This window comes from Bhargavaea cecembensis, assembly GCF_001619585.1.
Taxonomy (GTDB): Bacteria; Bacillota; Bacilli; order Bacillales_A; family Planococcaceae; genus Bhargavaea; species Bhargavaea cecembensis_A.
Genome location: NZ_LQNT01000001.1, coordinates 514,689 through 528,501 on the forward strand (window position 1 = coordinate 514,689; position 13,813 = coordinate 528,501).

Annotated in this window: 17 protein-coding genes; 13 read left to right on the plus strand and 4 right to left on the minus strand. The window is 55.3% G+C overall.

Annotated elements, in window-relative coordinates; translation table 11 throughout:
* Nucleotides 1-51 precede the first annotated feature (51 nt).
* The 5 genes from AV656_RS02610 (at nucleotide 52) to AV656_RS02630 (ending at nucleotide 5,415) form a co-directional block, all read left to right on the plus strand.
* A complete protein-coding gene (locus tag AV656_RS02610) occupies nucleotides 52-1,806 on the plus strand; it encodes an ABC transporter transmembrane domain-containing protein (protein ID WP_063178523.1) in 1,755 nt (584 codons plus the stop codon).
* The gene (locus AV656_RS02615; RefSeq protein ID WP_063178923.1) at nucleotides 1,806-3,599 is read left to right on the plus strand and encodes an ABC transporter ATP-binding protein; all 1,794 of its coding nucleotides are present in this window, start codon (nucleotides 1,806-1,808) and stop codon (nucleotides 3,597-3,599) included. Before AV656_RS02610 ends, AV656_RS02615 begins: the two co-directional genes overlap by 1 nt.
* 222 nt (nucleotides 3,600-3,821) lie before the next feature.
* Nucleotides 3,822-4,532: a cytochrome c biogenesis CcdA family protein gene (locus AV656_RS02620; protein WP_063178525.1), complete on the plus strand. Its 711-nt coding sequence runs from the start codon at nucleotides 3,822-3,824 to the stop codon at nucleotides 4,530-4,532.
* Between the two features lie 45 nt (nucleotides 4,533-4,577).
* On the plus strand, nucleotides 4,578-4,907 hold the full coding sequence (locus AV656_RS02625; protein ID WP_063178527.1) for a thioredoxin family protein: 330 nt from the start codon (nucleotides 4,578-4,580) through the stop codon (nucleotides 4,905-4,907).
* Nucleotides 4,900-5,415 (plus strand): CcdC family protein, encoded by a 516-nt coding sequence (locus AV656_RS02630; protein WP_063178529.1) that lies wholly within the window; start codon nucleotides 4,900-4,902, stop codon nucleotides 5,413-5,415. The genes AV656_RS02625 and AV656_RS02630 overlap by 8 nt, the downstream gene beginning before the upstream one ends.
* 221 nt (nucleotides 5,416-5,636) lie before the next feature.
* On the opposite strand, the gene AV656_RS02635 is transcribed toward AV656_RS02630, so the two are convergent.
* Nucleotides 5,637-6,077 (minus strand): DUF2621 domain-containing protein, encoded by a 441-nt coding sequence (locus AV656_RS02635; protein WP_197462197.1) that lies wholly within the window; start codon nucleotides 6,075-6,077, stop codon nucleotides 5,637-5,639.
* A gap of 117 nt (nucleotides 6,078-6,194) precedes the next feature.
* On the opposite strand from AV656_RS02635, the gene AV656_RS02640 reads away from it, so the two are divergent.
* The 5 genes from AV656_RS02640 (at nucleotide 6,195) to AV656_RS02655 (ending at nucleotide 8,321) form a co-directional block, all read left to right on the plus strand.
* Nucleotides 6,195-6,416 (plus strand): DUF1659 domain-containing protein, encoded by a 222-nt coding sequence (locus AV656_RS02640; protein ID WP_063178531.1) that lies wholly within the window; start codon nucleotides 6,195-6,197, stop codon nucleotides 6,414-6,416.
* A 40-nt stretch (nucleotides 6,417-6,456) separates the two neighbouring features.
* Entirely contained in the window at nucleotides 6,457-6,675 is a 219-nt protein-coding gene (locus AV656_RS02645; RefSeq protein ID WP_063178533.1) for a DUF2922 domain-containing protein, read from the plus strand.
* 83 nt (nucleotides 6,676-6,758) lie between these two features.
* Nucleotides 6,759-6,887 carry a YvrJ family protein gene (locus AV656_RS16035; protein ID WP_008298335.1) on the plus strand — a complete coding sequence of 43 codons (129 nt, stop codon included), beginning with the start codon at nucleotides 6,759-6,761 and terminating at the stop codon, nucleotides 6,885-6,887.
* A 103-nt stretch (nucleotides 6,888-6,990) separates the two neighbouring features.
* Entirely contained in the window at nucleotides 6,991-7,587 is a 597-nt protein-coding gene (locus AV656_RS02650; protein ID WP_063178535.1) for an SCO family protein, read from the plus strand.
* Between the two features lie 47 nt (nucleotides 7,588-7,634).
* A complete protein-coding gene (locus AV656_RS02655; RefSeq protein WP_063178537.1) occupies nucleotides 7,635-8,321 on the plus strand; it encodes a lytic transglycosylase domain-containing protein in 687 nt (228 codons plus the stop codon).
* A 48-nt stretch (nucleotides 8,322-8,369) separates the two neighbouring features.
* Here the strand turns inward: AV656_RS02655 and AV656_RS02660 are convergent, their stop codons facing one another.
* Complete coding sequence (locus AV656_RS02660) at nucleotides 8,370-8,621, minus strand: GlsB/YeaQ/YmgE family stress response membrane protein (protein ID WP_063178539.1); 252 nt, start codon at nucleotides 8,619-8,621, stop codon at nucleotides 8,370-8,372.
* Nucleotides 8,622-9,172: 551 nt separating this feature from the next.
* Between AV656_RS02660 and acnA the strand changes: the two genes are divergently transcribed.
* From acnA to AV656_RS02675, 3 genes are all read left to right on the plus strand, one after another.
* Complete coding sequence (gene acnA, locus AV656_RS02665; protein WP_063178541.1) at nucleotides 9,173-11,905, plus strand: aconitate hydratase AcnA; 2,733 nt, start codon at nucleotides 9,173-9,175, stop codon at nucleotides 11,903-11,905.
* A 161-nt stretch (nucleotides 11,906-12,066) separates the two neighbouring features.
* Nucleotides 12,067-12,492, plus strand: coding sequence for an acyl-CoA thioesterase (locus AV656_RS02670; RefSeq protein WP_063178543.1), 426 nt, complete (start codon nucleotides 12,067-12,069; stop codon nucleotides 12,490-12,492).
* Nucleotides 12,492-12,809 carry a hypothetical protein gene (locus AV656_RS02675; protein ID WP_063178545.1) on the plus strand — a complete coding sequence of 106 codons (318 nt, stop codon included), beginning with the start codon at nucleotides 12,492-12,494 and terminating at the stop codon, nucleotides 12,807-12,809. Before AV656_RS02670 ends, AV656_RS02675 begins: the two co-directional genes overlap by 1 nt.
* A 14-nt stretch (nucleotides 12,810-12,823) precedes the next feature.
* Here AV656_RS02675 and AV656_RS02680 read toward each other — a convergent pair whose 3' ends face one another.
* Together AV656_RS02680 and plsY are read right to left on the minus strand one after the other, a co-directional pair.
* Nucleotides 12,824-13,120 carry a HesB/YadR/YfhF family protein gene (locus AV656_RS02680; protein ID WP_063178546.1) on the minus strand — a complete coding sequence of 99 codons (297 nt, stop codon included), beginning with the start codon at nucleotides 13,118-13,120 and terminating at the stop codon, nucleotides 12,824-12,826.
* 36 nt (nucleotides 13,121-13,156) lie between these two features.
* Nucleotides 13,157-13,759 carry a glycerol-3-phosphate 1-O-acyltransferase PlsY gene (gene plsY, locus AV656_RS02685; RefSeq protein ID WP_063178547.1) on the minus strand — a complete coding sequence of 201 codons (603 nt, stop codon included), beginning with the start codon at nucleotides 13,757-13,759 and terminating at the stop codon, nucleotides 13,157-13,159.
* Nucleotides 13,760-13,813 lie beyond the last annotated feature (54 nt).

Here is a 13,813-nt window from a genome sequence, read left to right on the forward strand (position 1 = left end):
ACATTTGCTACACTGGATATCTGCCCAAACATAGAAGGGGGAACGGGATCCGTGAATGTGTTCATGCAATTGGGGTGGTTTTTCAAAGAGCGGAAAAAGCAATACATCATCGGCATCCTGATGCTGCTTGTCGTGGCGGTCCTCCAGCTGCTTCCGCCGAGGATCATCGGCTATGTCGTCGATGAGATTCGGCTCGGCACACTGACAGGGAACGGGCTCGGCAGGTGGCTGCTGATCCTTGCCGGAGCGGCACTCGCGATGTATGTGCTCCGCTATTACTGGCGGGTCATGATTTTCGGCTCGTCGGTGCTTCTCGGGCGGAGGCTCCGCAGCGAGCTGTTCGCTCATTTCACGAAGATGTCGTCCTCGTTCTACCAGCAGCGCCGTGTCGGCGACCTGATGGCACATGCGACCAATGACATCCGCGCCGTCCAGCAGACGGCGGGGCATGGCGTGCTGACGCTCGTCGACTCGGTCACGACGGGCGGTGCGGTCATCATCGCCATGGCGGTGACGATCGACTGGAAGCTGACACTCATCGCGCTTCTCCCGATGCCGCTCATGGCAGTGCTGACCAGCTGGTACGGCAAGCTGCTGCACGAGCGTTTCCGCACGGCGCAGGAAGCCTTCTCCGATCTGAACGACAAAACCCAGGAAAGCATCGCCGGCATCAAGGTCATCAAGACGTTCGGCCAGGAAGAGGAGGACATCAGCGACTTCAGGAAACTGTCGGCGGATGTCGTCAGGAAAAACGTCCGCGTCGCCAGGGTGGACGCCCTGTTCGATCCGACCATCTCCCTGATCGTCGGCCTGTCCTTTTTCCTGTCAATCATCTTCGGAGCGCGCTTTATCCTGAACGGCGACATGACGCTCGGGGATCTAGTCGCCTTCAACGCCTATCTGGGCCTTCTCGTGTGGCCGATGCTCGCGTTCGGCTTTCTGTTCAATATCGTCGAGCGGGGCAGGGCTTCCTATGGCCGGATCCGTGAACTCCTGGCCGTCCCTCCGGACATCGGGGATACGGACGGAGCGGCGGACACGGCACCCGGAGGGGACCTCGTCTTCGACATCCGGGAATTCCGGTTCCCCGAAGCCGAACAACCGGCTCTGCACGATGTCCGGTTCACACTGAAAAAAGGCGAGACACTCGGCATCGTTGGCAGGACCGGTTCCGGCAAGACCGCAATCCTGAAGCTGCTTCTGCGCGAGTTCGAGGGGTATGACGGGGTGATTACATACGGGGGAACCCCGATCACCGGCTACCGGAAGGAGCGGCTCCTCGAGGCGATCGGCTATGTACCGCAGGATCACTTCCTCTTCTCGGCAAGCGTCCGGGAAAACATCGCATTCACCGATGTGGATGCACCATTCGGCAAAGTCCGGGAAGCGGCGAGGCTCGCGCACATCGATGAGGACATCCTCGGATTCTCGGAAGGCTACGATACCGTCGTCGGCGAGCGGGGCGTTTCGCTCTCGGGCGGCCAGAAGCAGCGCATTTCCATCGCGCGCGCCCTGCTCATGGAGCCGGAGCTCCTCATCCTGGACGACTCGCTGTCCGCGGTGGATGCCCGTACGGAGGAGGCGATCCTTGCCGCCCTGAAGGAAACGCGCACGGAGGAAACGACGATCATCACCTCCCACCGGATGAGCGCCATCCAGCACGCCCACCAGATCATCGTCATGGAAGATGGCACGATCGCCGAAAAGGGCACACATGAGGAACTGATGGCACTCGGCGGGATCTATCATGAGATGTACCGGCTGCAGCAGCTGGAAGCACTCGTCGAACAGGGAGGGGATGCATGATGGAAGCACCTGAACAGCAGAAACTGACCGGGCGCGGCCAGTGGCGCGTCCTCATGCGGCTGCTCCGCTATCTCACTCCGCACAAGGGAGCGGCGACCGTTGCACTTATCCTGCTCGGGCTTACCGTGCTCGGAAGTGTCCTCGGCCCGTACCTGATCAAGACATTCATCGATGACTATCTGACGCCGCGGGAGTTTCCGGCGCAGCCGCTTATGATTCTGGCCGGCGCCTATCTGGCGATCCTCGTGCTGAATGCGGTATTCGGCTATATCCAGCTGCTGAAATTTCAGGAGATTGCGCTCCGAATTGTCCGCCAGATCCGCATCGACGTGTTCACGAAGGTACACCGGCTCGGGATGCGGTATTTTGACAAGACACCGGCGGGGGGCACCGTCTCCAGGGTGACGAACGACACCGAAGCCATCCTCGAGATGTTCGTGGACGTGCTCGTCGGCTTCTTGCAGAGCGGGTTCCTCATCATCGCCGTATACATCGCGATGTTCGCGCTCGATGTGCGGCTTGCGCTTCTGTCGCTTCTGCTGCTGCCGCTCATCTTCCTGATCATGTGGATCTACCGGAAGTACAGCTCCGAGTTTTATCAGGATCTCCGTGAGCGGCTCAGCCAGCTAAACGGCAAAATCGCCGAATCCCTGAACGGCATGGGCATGATTCAGGTGTTCAGGCAGGAAAAGCGGTTCCGTGAGGAGTTCGGCGAGATCAATGACAAGCACTACGAGGCCGGCATGCGCAACATCAGGCTGGATGGCCTGCTCCTGCGTCCGGCGGTCGATATCGTGTATGCACTCGGGCTGATTTTGCTGCTGTCCTATTTCGGGGTGACATCATTCAGCGAACCGGTTGAGATCGGGGTCATCTACGCGTTCGTGACCTATATCGACCGGTTCTTCGAGCCGATCAACCAGGTCATGCAGCGCCTGTCGATCTTCCAGCAGGCCATCGTCGCGGCCGACCGGGTGTTCCGCCTCATGGACGACCCGGAACTGGAACCGGCCCAGCCGGAGCAAGGCGACGCACACATCACTAAAGGCAAAATCGAATTCAGGGGCGTCTCCTTCTCCTATGACGGGAAGAACGATGTGCTGAAAAACATCAGCTTCACCGCGGAATCGGGAGAGACGGTGGCACTTGTCGGCCATACCGGTTCGGGGAAAAGCTCGATCATCAACCTGCTCATGCGCTTCTACGAGTTCGAGCGGGGGGAGATCCTGATTGACGGACGGCCGATCAGGTCCTATCCGAAGACGGAGCTGCGGGAAAAGACCGGACTCGTCCTGCAGGATCCGTTCCTGTTTTACGGGGACATCGAGAGCAACATCCGGCTCTTTGACGGGTCGATCGGTTCCGGTGAGGTGCAGGCCGCCGCCGAATTTGTCCAGGCGGATCCGTTTATCCGGAGCCTGCCTGACAGCTACGGCCAGAAGGTGACAGAGCGGGGCTCCACCTTCTCGGGCGGACAGCGGCAGCTGATCGCATTCGCCCGTACGATGGTCAAGGAGCCAAAGATCCTCATCCTTGATGAAGCGACGGCGAATATCGATACCGAGACCGAGGTGGCGATCCAGAAAGGGCTGGAGCAAATGCGGAAAGGCCGGACGACAGTCGCCATCGCCCACCGCCTCAGCACAATCCAGGATGCGGACCTGATTCTCGTCCTCCATCAGGGCGAAATCGTGGAGCGGGGCACCCATAGGGAACTGCTTGCCAAAGGCGGCCTTTATCACAAGATGTACCGTCTCCAGAACGGCATCCTGGAAGAAAACGAGGCCCGATGACCGGCAGGCATTTGCGGGCAACGAAATAAAAACCAAAAAGCAGATGGCAAGCGGTCCTCCGCCTGTCATTTGCTTTTTTCTTCAATGTTTTCTTCTTTCTGGCCGGCACGTTTTCCGCTTGCGGGAATATGTCATAAAGACAACAAACTGTCACAGACAGGAATGGCGAAAACGCAATCGGATTCTGATAGTATAAGGACAGCAAGAGAAAGGGGGATTGTGGTGTCCACAGACCTCAACATCCTACTGGCATTCGGAGCGGGGTTCCTCAGCTTCATCTCCCCGTGTACGCTGCCGCTATATCCCGCATTCATCTCCTATATCACCGGCATGTCGCTGGATGATCTAAAATCGGACCGGAGGAAGATGACGAAAAGCGGAATCCTGCACACCTTGTTTTTCCTGCTTGGCTTCTCGGCCATCTTTATCGCCCTCGGATTCGGCACTTCATTCATCGGTTCGTTCTTCGTCAGGTATGATGACCTCCTCAGGCAGATCGGCGCGATCTTCATCGTTGCATTCGGCCTGATGATCGTCGGCCTCCTGTCGCCCGAGTTCCTCATGAAGGAGCGGAGGATCCAGTTCAAGAACCGGCCGGCCGGCTATTTCGGCTCCGCGGTAATCGGTCTTGCTTTTGCCGCGGGATGGACGCCCTGCAGCGGACCGATCATCGGTGCCATCATCGCACTCGCCGGGCAGAACCCGGGGTCCGGCATGTGGTATATGATTGCCTATGTACTCGGCTTTGCGATTCCGTTCTTTGTTCTGTCTTTCTTCATCACGAAACTCTCGATCATCCGGAAATACAGCAACGTCATCATGAAAGTCGGCGGCTGGGTCATGATTCTCGTCGGGATCCTCTTGTTCTTCGACGGCATGACGATGATCATCAGCTGGCTGAGTCCGTTCTTCGGAGATTTCCAGGGGTTCTGATCACATGAAAACCTCATCATTGCCGCGGAAAGGAGGGATCCGGCAATGGAGCATATTGATTCATACGATGAGTGGATTGGCACGCTGGAGGGGGAAGGCACACTGCTCCTCTTCGTCAAGACCGACAACTGCTCGGTCTGCGAAGGCCTGCTGCCGCAGGTCTCTGCTCTTGAAGAGGAATATGCATTTCCTTTTTATGCGGCCAATGCCGCACAGGTTCCGGAACTGGCGGGACAGCTGTCACTTTTCACCGCACCGGTCGTTATACTATTCAAGGAAGGCCGCGAGTTTGCCCGCTTTGCCCGTTTCGTCCCGATGGCAGACCTGAAGCATCGAATGGACGAACTCGAGCTGTCGGGTGGACAATATGAATGATTTCATCAACCGGATCTTCACCGAGATTCCCGCTCCGATCCTGATCATCGGTTCCACCGTGATCTTCGCGATGGCCGGACTCGGAGCGGTCATCATGCGCTCCAGGGCAAGCAAGCGGCCTGCGAGCGCAAGGAAGATCATCCTGCCTCCGGTCATGATGTCGACGGGCGCTCTCATGTTTCTTTTCGAGCCGTTCCGCGTCACATGGCCGCATGTGTTCGAAGCGCTGGCTGTCGGCATTTTGTTCTCGATCCTCCTCATCCGGACGTCCCGGTTTGAGGAGAGCGGGGGAGAGATCTACCTGAAGCCGTCAAAGGCATTCATCTTTATCCTGGCCGGCCTGCTTGTCTTACGGGTGGTCGGCAAGCTGATCCTCAGCAGTACGATCGATGTCGGGGAACTTGCAGGGATGTTCTTCCTCCTCGCATTCGGTATGATCGTCCCGTGGCGAATCGCCATGTATCTGAAATACAGAAAGCTGCAGTCCCGTCTCGGGGCCGCAGCATGAAAAACCGCCATCCGGAAACTCCGGAATGGCGGTTTTAAATTTACCCTGTACTAATAATTTGCGCTCAAGCTCCGTCCAGCTATAGCGCCCAGCAACTAGCAAACTTCACACTTCTCCACTACGATAAGTCAACATCGGTTCGTTCCTCACCGTGTTTCCTTTATCTCATTGCGAAGTGCTCCAGTTTGTACGTTGCTGAACGGGCGCTTGCGCTTTTGTCATCAATCCCTGCTGAACTGATACAGATTTCTGTAAGGCGTATCGTCAATCTGCATCTCTTGCAGCTTTTTCTTGAGGAATTTATGGTCACGCTTCGGCGTCGCGAGAATATAGCCGCGGATAATATGGTCAAACTCGATCCGTTTTGCCTTTTCGCGCAGGGCAAGCTGCCCGATCCTGCCGGCAATCTTCTGCTTGGCGACCGGGCGGAACAGTTCCGGCACGGGCGACACAAGCTCATTCAGCATCTCCTTGGACTCGGGTGTCCAAAGATGGAGCGATTTATTGACATAATATTCTTCCCAGTCGAGGGTGGACCGGCCGTCCTCCTTGGGCAGGGCCTTCAGGAATTTGCGGAACATGAAATACCCGCCGATCGCGAACAGGCTGATCAGTACGAACACCCAGAACAGGATAAACCAGAGAAACCAGCCGTCTAGCAACACTCTCACCTCTTTTGCATTCTCCAACAATTATAAGGCCGCCGCCGATTTTTTTCACCTCCGTTGTATTCTTTTCACCAAATTGCCCTATGTAACGGGTGAAAGGGGGGAGAAAACATGGCAAACATCGTCTTCAAGAACGCATCCATCCGGCTTCACTTTGACGCGGGCCTGGATGGGGAAGGCAAGCCGGTCGTAAAGCTGAAGACCTACCGGAATGTATCCGGTTCGGCGGATGCGGAATCCCTGGCGGCTGCCGTCAGTGCACTCAGCGGCCTTTCGGGATACCCTTACATCGCAGCCGAGAAGATTGAAACCGCGGAAATCACCGAATACTGATCGTCCCTCAGCCGGGAGATCATGAAAGGAGGGGAACAGGATGAATCAGACTCTGGAACTCATTTTCAGGACAGCCGGCGGCAAGCGGATGACCCTCACAGTCGACGAGCCCAAAGAAGGACTCACAGAAGCGGAGGTCAGCCAGGCGATGCAGGAAGTGATCGGCAGCGGCGTATTCGGCACGGACGGACATCCGGTCGAATCGGCCGAGGCTGCCCGTATCGTATCCCGCGGTGTGACGGACATCATTACAGCCTGACCCTGGGCTCCCCGGCTCTGCCGGGGGGCTTCTTTCTGATCCTTCAGGTCACGCAGAACAGCACGGGAAAGGAGGACACCAACATGCAGGAATGGATGACGTTCATCCAGGATCTCGGATTCCCGATCTTTGTGTCGTTTTACCTGATGCACCGGGTGGAGACAAAACTGACCGCCATTCATGACGCCCTCGTGTCACTCAAAGCGGGTTAGTTCATCGGATTGTCGGAAAAACGGGCCCGCCGCTGTTGAAGGCGGGCCCCGCTTCCGATAAGATTGAAGAAGAATAAAAGAAGCAGTAAAGGCGGTATTATTGATGAAAAAACTCATCTCAGCTGCGGCCATGATCATCCTGACCGCATTGGTACTCGGCGCCTGCAACGCAGGAAAGTTCGAAGGGGATTTTTCTTGGGACGTTGAGCCGTTTGAATACACGAACCAGCACGGCGAAGCGGTCTCGCTGGAAGACCTGAAAGGCCAGCCGTGGCTTGTACAGTTCGTCTTTACCAACTGCACGTCGGTCTGTCCGCCGATGATGTTCAATATGGCCGAAGTCCAGGACCACCTGGCGGAAGCGGGCATTGAAGATTATAAAATTGTTTCCTTCAGCGTCGATCCTGAATATGACACACCGGAAAAACTTCAGGAGTACCTGGATACCTTTGAAGTGGCCGATCAGTCCAAATGGGAGATGCTGACTGGCTATACTCAGGAAGACATCGCGGACTTTTCGGTGAAGTCATTCAAGCTCCCGGTCATTGACGACCCGAACTCCGACCAGGTCACGCACGGTACTTCGTTCTTCCTCGTGAACCAGGAAGGGGAAGCGGTCAAGAGCTACGACGGTTACATGGAAGTCCCGTATGACATCATTACTGAAGACATGGAAGCCCTGATCAAGGCGGGAGCGTAACAGAAAAGCCGGCGCATGCCGGCTTTTTCCGTGGAAGGAGAATAAGGATGGGCAAACCGAAAGCCAGGAAAAACAGGGGAAAGCGACTGCGTAAAGGCAGCTGCCTTATTGCGGCTTTCGTCTTTCTCGTGCCCTCACTGATTGTCCTGTATGTGATGACGGCCCTGTTCTGGTCTGCGCTCCGGGATGTCCCGTTTATCCGTGAGCTGAACGAATATACCGCCCATACGCCGGACAGGCTGTTCGATATACAGGTGCCGGAGAATTATGTGCCGCTATACAAAGAAGCGGCGGATGCATACGGCATACCATGGACGCTTCTGGCTGCCCACCACCGGGTAGAGACGCGGTTCAGCACGATGGATCCGCTTGTCTCACCGGCAGGCGCGGAAGGGCATATGCAGTTCATGCCCTGCACCTGGGTCGGATGGTCGCATCCAAGCTGCTCAGGACTGGGCAAAGGAGAAATCCCCGAAGAGGTAAAGACCGATCCTGAGGCGATCCGCTCTTACGGGGGATACGGGCTTGATGCTGACGGAGACGGCAGGGCAGATCCGTTCAGCCTTTCCGACTCGCTCTACAGCGCGGCAAGCTACCTGGCGCAAAACGGTGCAGCAGAGGGGGAGCTGGAGCAGGCGATATTCCTGTACAACCACAGTGATCAATACGTAGAGGATGTCATGTCGTTTTACAGGGATTATGAACAGCGGGCTGAGGAATTTAAAGGAAAATGAAGGAATACAAAAAGAGGACCATTTCAGGTCCTCTTTTTGTGTATTCAATTATGCTCTGCGCATGGCTCTGAGGATGAAGCTGACGACGAACACGAGAATCAGTGCGCCGATCAGGGCAGGAATCAGTGCGATACCTGCAACATCCGGACCAAAGTTGCCGAAGAGTGCGCCACCAATCCAAGCACCGATGATACCTGCGATGATGTTGCCGATGATTCCGCCTGGGATGTCCTTGCCGAGGATGAGTCCTGCGAGCCAGCCGATGATTCCGCCTACGATCAGATACATTAAGAATTCCATGTTTCCTTCACTCCTTCTAAAATTTTATAATGCCGTTACAGTACTTTATATATCCAGATATGTCTGGGCTAAAACCTAATATGCCCAAAACATCGTCAAAAAACCTCAGAAAAAAATGGATTCTGAATCATTTAAATATTGAAATACTAATCTTCTTCCTATATAATCAAGAAAAGAAAAAGGAGATGGATACGATGGACATGGAACGGATGAAGACCCTTGACCGCCACGCATTTTTGTTTGCCCTGGTGCACAGTCTGTTCGTCGTTTCCCTTGCCTATGACTTCATCAGCTTCTACTGAAGCCTGTCTGTACACATGGAAATCCGGCTATCCGTCATGGATTGCCGGATTTTCTGTGTCTGTCTGATTATAAAGAGGAAAATCTCCGGACAAGCCCGGATCCCCGGGCGACAGATCCGAAGTCATTCACTTTTCTTATGTTCTTCAATCAATATAATGTAATTTACTTATCGTGCGTAATTCGATAAGATAAGGAAGAGAAAAGTGGATCCATCCGTCTTTTCACGTAGATACAGAGGAGGAAAAGCAATGGCTAAGAGCACGCAAACAGTTAAAAGCAATCTGCACAACAGCCGCCAGTCGTTTGAAGTGAACGGCAAGACGTATAACTACTATCGTCTGAAGGCTCTGCAGGATGCAGGCATCGCTGATGTATCGCGCCTGCCTTACTCCATCAAAGTGCTGCTGGAATCTGTCCTTCGCCAGCACGATGGCTATGTTATCAAAGATGAGCACGTTGAAAACCTTGCAAAATGGGGCACGGATGTAGACCCTTCCTCGGAAGTTCCATTCAAGCCTTCCCGCGTCATCCTTCAGGACTTCACCGGTGTTCCGGTCGTCGTCGACCTTGCGTCGATGCGTCAGGCAATGGCGGATCTCGGCGGCAATCCTGACGAGATCAACCCTGAAATCCCTGTTGACCTCGTCATCGACCACTCCGTGCAGGTAGACCGCTACGGCACTGGCGAAGCACTCCGCCTGAACATGGAACTGGAGTTCGAGCGCAACGCAGAGCGTTACCAGTTCCTGAACTGGGCACAAAAAGCCTATGACAACTACCGTGCCGTACCACCGGCAACCGGTATCGTCCACCAGGTCAACCTCGAGTACCTCGCAAGCGTCGTACACGAGATCGAAAACGAAGACGGCACATTCGAAACTTATCCGGATACACTTGTCGGTACAGACTCCCATACAACAATGATCAACGGGATCGGCGTACTCGGCTGGGGCGTCGGCGGTATCGAAGCGGAAGCCGGTATGCTCGGACAACCTTCATACTTCCCGCTTCCTGAAGTAATCGGTGTCAAGCTGACAGGGGAGCTCCCGAACGGCTCGACGGCAACCGACCTTGCACTTCGTGTCACGCAGCTTCTCCGCGAGAAGGGCGTTGTCGGCAAGTTCGTGGAATTCTTCGGCCCTGGCGTGGCACAGCTACCGCTTGCGGACCGTGCGACCATCGCCAACATGGCACCTGAATACGGCGCAACTTGCGGATTCTTCCCGGTTGACGAAGAATCCCTCAATTACATGCGCCTGACAGGCCGTGATGAAGAGCACATCGCCGTCACGAAGAAATATCTCCAGGAAAACGACATGTTCTTCACTCCGGACAACGTGGAGCCGACTTACACGGACACGGTCGAACTCGACCTCTCCACAATCGAGCCGAACCTGTCCGGCCCTAAACGCCCGCAGGACCTCATCCCGATGTCCAAGATGAAGGAAGAGTTCAACAAAGCGGTCACGGCTCCAATGGGCAACCAAGGCTTTGGCCTCGACGAAAAAGAATTCGACAAGAAAGGTACTGTCGAGTTTGAAGACGGCCGCACTGTCGAAATGAAGACCGGCGACCTCGCGATTGCAGCGATCACATCCTGCACAAACACATCGAACCCTTACGTCATGCTCGGCGCAGGCCTCGTCGCGAAAAAAGCGGTCGAGAAGGGCATCCGCCCGCCGGCATACGTCAAGACTTCGCTCGCACCTGGATCGAAAGTCGTTACAGGCTACCTCGAGTCCGCGGGCCTCGACAAATACCTTGACCAAATCGGCTTCAACACGGTCGGCTACGGCTGCACAACGTGCATCGGAAACTCCGGCCCGCTTCTTCCGGAAATCGAAAAGACGATCATGGACAGCGACCTGCTCGTATCCTCCGTCCTTTCCGGTAACCGGAACTTCGAAGGCCGTATCCACCCGCTCGTCAAGGCGAACTACCTTGCTTCGCCGCCGCTCGTTGTTGCTTATGCCCTTGCTGGCACAGTCAACATCGACTTCGAGACGGAGCCGATCGGACGCGCAGCGGACGGCACGGACGTCTTCCTGAAAGATATCTGGCCATCCACTGAAGAAGTCAAAGCTGAAATCGAGCGGACGGTCACACCTGATCTCTTCCGCAAAGAGTATGAGCATGTCTTCACGGAAAACGAGCGCTGGAACGCGATCGAAACAACGGACGACTCCCTGTATGACTTCGACCCTGAGTCGACGTACATCCAGAACCCTCCGTTCTTCGAAGGACTGTCGAAGGAAGCAAGCCCGATCCAGACGCTTGCAAACCTCCGTGTCATCGGTAAGTTCGGCGACTCGATCACGACGGACCACATCTCTCCTGCAGGTGCGATCGGCAAAGATACGCCTGCCGGCAAGTACCTGCGCGAGCGCGGCGTAGAGCCACGTTACTTCAACTCGTACGGTTCCCGCCGCGGTAACCACGAGGTCATGATGCGCGGTACATTCGCGAACATCCGGATCCGCAACCAGATCGCAAAAGGCACTGAAGGCGGCTACACAACTTACTGGCCGACAAAAGAGATCCTGCCGATCTACGATGCAGCGATGAAGTACCAGGAAGAGGGCACGGGCCTTGTTATTCTTGCCGGCAAAGACTACGGCATGGGCTCTTCCCGTGACTGGGCTGCGAAGGGTACAAACCTTCTCGGCATCAAGACAGTCATCGCCGAAAGCTACGAGCGGATCCACCGTTCGAACCTTGTCATGATGGGCGTACTTCCGCTCCAGTTCATGAAGGGTGACAGCGTGGAATCCCTCGGCCTGACAGGCCAAGAGGAAATCAGCGTCAACCTCACGGACAACGTGAAGCCTCGCGATATCCTGACAGTCACTGCAACTGCTCCGGACGGCTCCGTCAAGGAGTTCCAGGCACTTGCCCGCTTCGACTCCGAAGTGGAAGTTGACTACTACCGCCACGGCGGCATCCTTCAGATGGTTCTCCGTAACCGCCTGAAAGCCAACTGATCACGCCAAGTGACAAACAGCCTGAAGAGGAAATCCTCTTCAGGCTGTTTTTTTATGTTCGCTTTGTGGCCATTCTAATCGGTGTGGCGAAACGACTCGTACCGGGCCATCACCGGACGTGACCCGGCATTTTCCGGTATAATGGCAGTGAGGTGAATGGAATGTATGTGAATGAAACGTCAGTCAAGGTACGCTATTCGGAAACCGATCAGATGGGTGTCGTCTATCATGCCAATTACTTGGTATGGATGGAGATCGGACGGACATCGCTGATCGAGGACATCGGTTTCCGCTACGATAAACTGGAGGAAGAGGGCTACCTGTCACCGGTGATCGATCTCAATATCAGCTATAAAAACGCGATGCGCTACGGGGAATCGGCGATCATCCGCACCTGGATCGAGTCTCACGGAAGGCTCCGAACAACATACGGCTATGAGATCCTTCATGAGGACGGTACAGTAGCTGCAACGGGACAATCGGTACACACGCTTGTCCATAAGGAAACGTTCCGTCCTGTCGGACTCCGAAAGGCTGACCCGGAGTGGGATGCGAAGTACCGGGAACTGGCCAGGGAGCTTTCCTGATGGCCTTCGGCGTCAAGCGGCAGGAAGTCAGCGAATGGAAGGAAGCCGTCAGCAGGGGAGAAATTGCCCTCCTGACGCATTACTGGCTGGATGACCGGTTCCCGGGCTGCAAGACGGTAACAAAAGCAGGCTGTGCAGATCTCACTAAACTCGAGGCATGGGGCAGGCAATACGGCCTCCGTCCGGAATGGATCGATCATAAAGAGCGTTATCCGCATTTCGACCTTTTCGGCGATAGAGAATATGAGATCCTCAAAAAAGAGGGCAGGGAAGACCTGATCAGCCGCTTTAGGCTGACCGGCACACAAAAAGCGTGAATCCGCTGCGGGATTCACGCTTTCTCTTTTTCGTATCCGTATTTGGGTTCGTCCAATGCGGCATCATAACCGACAATGAGATCGTGTCGGTCAAAGTACCACTCATCATCGGACTCGACGAAATAAGTGATGCCGCCGGACTCCGCCTTCGCGGCAGGATCTTCAGGTTTCTCCACCGAGAGCCCAAGCGAAAAGCCGGGCTGCAGTCCGGATCCGCCGTAGCGGACAGTGAAGCGGACAGAGTCGCCGGAATCCAGCCCCATTTCATCATGAAACCATTTCTGCGCGTCTTCGGAAATTCTGATCTCCATGGAACACACCGCCTTCCGTGGTCTCCCCACAGTATACTAAAGCCACTTCACCTTTGGCTCGGTTCCCGCCTTGATTCGGCCGATATTCGCCCGGTGGCGGTAGAAGATAAAGGCGGACAGTACGATGATGACGATCAGCAGGTACAGATCACCCGTCCTGATGTAATTGATGATCGCATAAATCAGTGCGATGACGCCCATTACCATCGAGGTCAAGGAAACAATCTTCGTCAGTTTCAGGACGATGAGGAAGGATGCAATCAGTACAAGAAAGAACGGCCAGCTATAACCGAGGATGACACCGCCGGACGTCGCAACCGCCTTGCCGCCGCGGAACTTCGCGAACACCGGGAACATATGACCGATAACCGCCACGATGCCGAGCGTCAGCGGGTGGATGCCCGAGTCCGCGAAAGCCGGGATCTGCAGCAGGAGGACAGCAGCCGTCCCTTTCAGGATATCCATGAGAGTCACCGCGATGCCGGCATTTTTGCCGAGAACACGGAATGTATTGGTCGCTCCGAGGTTGCCGCTGCCCGACTCCCGGATGTCTTTGTTGTAGAAAATCTTCCCGATCCATAGTCCCGAAGGCACGGATCCCAGTAAATATGCGATCAGCAGCACAATTGCCGTATCCATAGCAAACCTCTTTTCAGTTTAAGGGTTGGTCATAACAGTCAGTCTCAGTTTACC

What these genes read in the sequence shown, in the direction of transcription:
- AV656_RS02615 (WP_063178923.1), top strand. Translation starts at nt 1,806, where the DNA reads ATGGAAGCACCTGAACAGCAGAAACTGACCGGGCGCGGCCAGTGGCGC.
- AV656_RS02625 (WP_063178527.1), top strand. Translation starts at nt 4,578, where the DNA reads ATGGAGCATATTGATTCATACGATGAGTGGATTGGCACGCTGGAGGGG.
- AV656_RS02630 (WP_063178529.1), top strand. Translation starts at nt 4,900, where the DNA reads ATGAATGATTTCATCAACCGGATCTTCACCGAGATTCCCGCTCCGATC.
- AV656_RS02640 (WP_063178531.1), top strand. Translation starts at nt 6,195, where the DNA reads ATGGCAAACATCGTCTTCAAGAACGCATCCATCCGGCTTCACTTTGAC.
- AV656_RS02645 (WP_063178533.1), top strand. Translation starts at nt 6,457, where the DNA reads ATGAATCAGACTCTGGAACTCATTTTCAGGACAGCCGGCGGCAAGCGG.
- AV656_RS16035 (WP_008298335.1), top strand. Translation starts at nt 6,759, where the DNA reads ATGCAGGAATGGATGACGTTCATCCAGGATCTCGGATTCCCGATCTTT.
- AV656_RS02650 (WP_063178535.1), top strand. Translation starts at nt 6,991, where the DNA reads ATGAAAAAACTCATCTCAGCTGCGGCCATGATCATCCTGACCGCATTG.
- AV656_RS02655 (WP_063178537.1), top strand. Translation starts at nt 7,635, where the DNA reads ATGGGCAAACCGAAAGCCAGGAAAAACAGGGGAAAGCGACTGCGTAAA.
- AV656_RS02660 (WP_063178539.1), bottom strand. Translation starts at nt 8,621, where the DNA reads ATGGAATTCTTAATGTATCTGATCGTAGGCGGAATCATCGGCTGGCTC.
- acnA (WP_063178541.1), top strand. Translation starts at nt 9,173, where the DNA reads ATGGCTAAGAGCACGCAAACAGTTAAAAGCAATCTGCACAACAGCCGC.
- AV656_RS02670 (WP_063178543.1), top strand. Translation starts at nt 12,067, where the DNA reads ATGTATGTGAATGAAACGTCAGTCAAGGTACGCTATTCGGAAACCGAT.
- AV656_RS02675 (WP_063178545.1), top strand. Translation starts at nt 12,492, where the DNA reads ATGGCCTTCGGCGTCAAGCGGCAGGAAGTCAGCGAATGGAAGGAAGCC.
- AV656_RS02680 (WP_063178546.1), bottom strand. Translation starts at nt 13,120, where the DNA reads ATGGAGATCAGAATTTCCGAAGACGCGCAGAAATGGTTTCATGATGAA.
- plsY (WP_063178547.1), bottom strand. Translation starts at nt 13,759, where the DNA reads ATGGATACGGCAATTGTGCTGCTGATCGCATATTTACTGGGATCCGTG.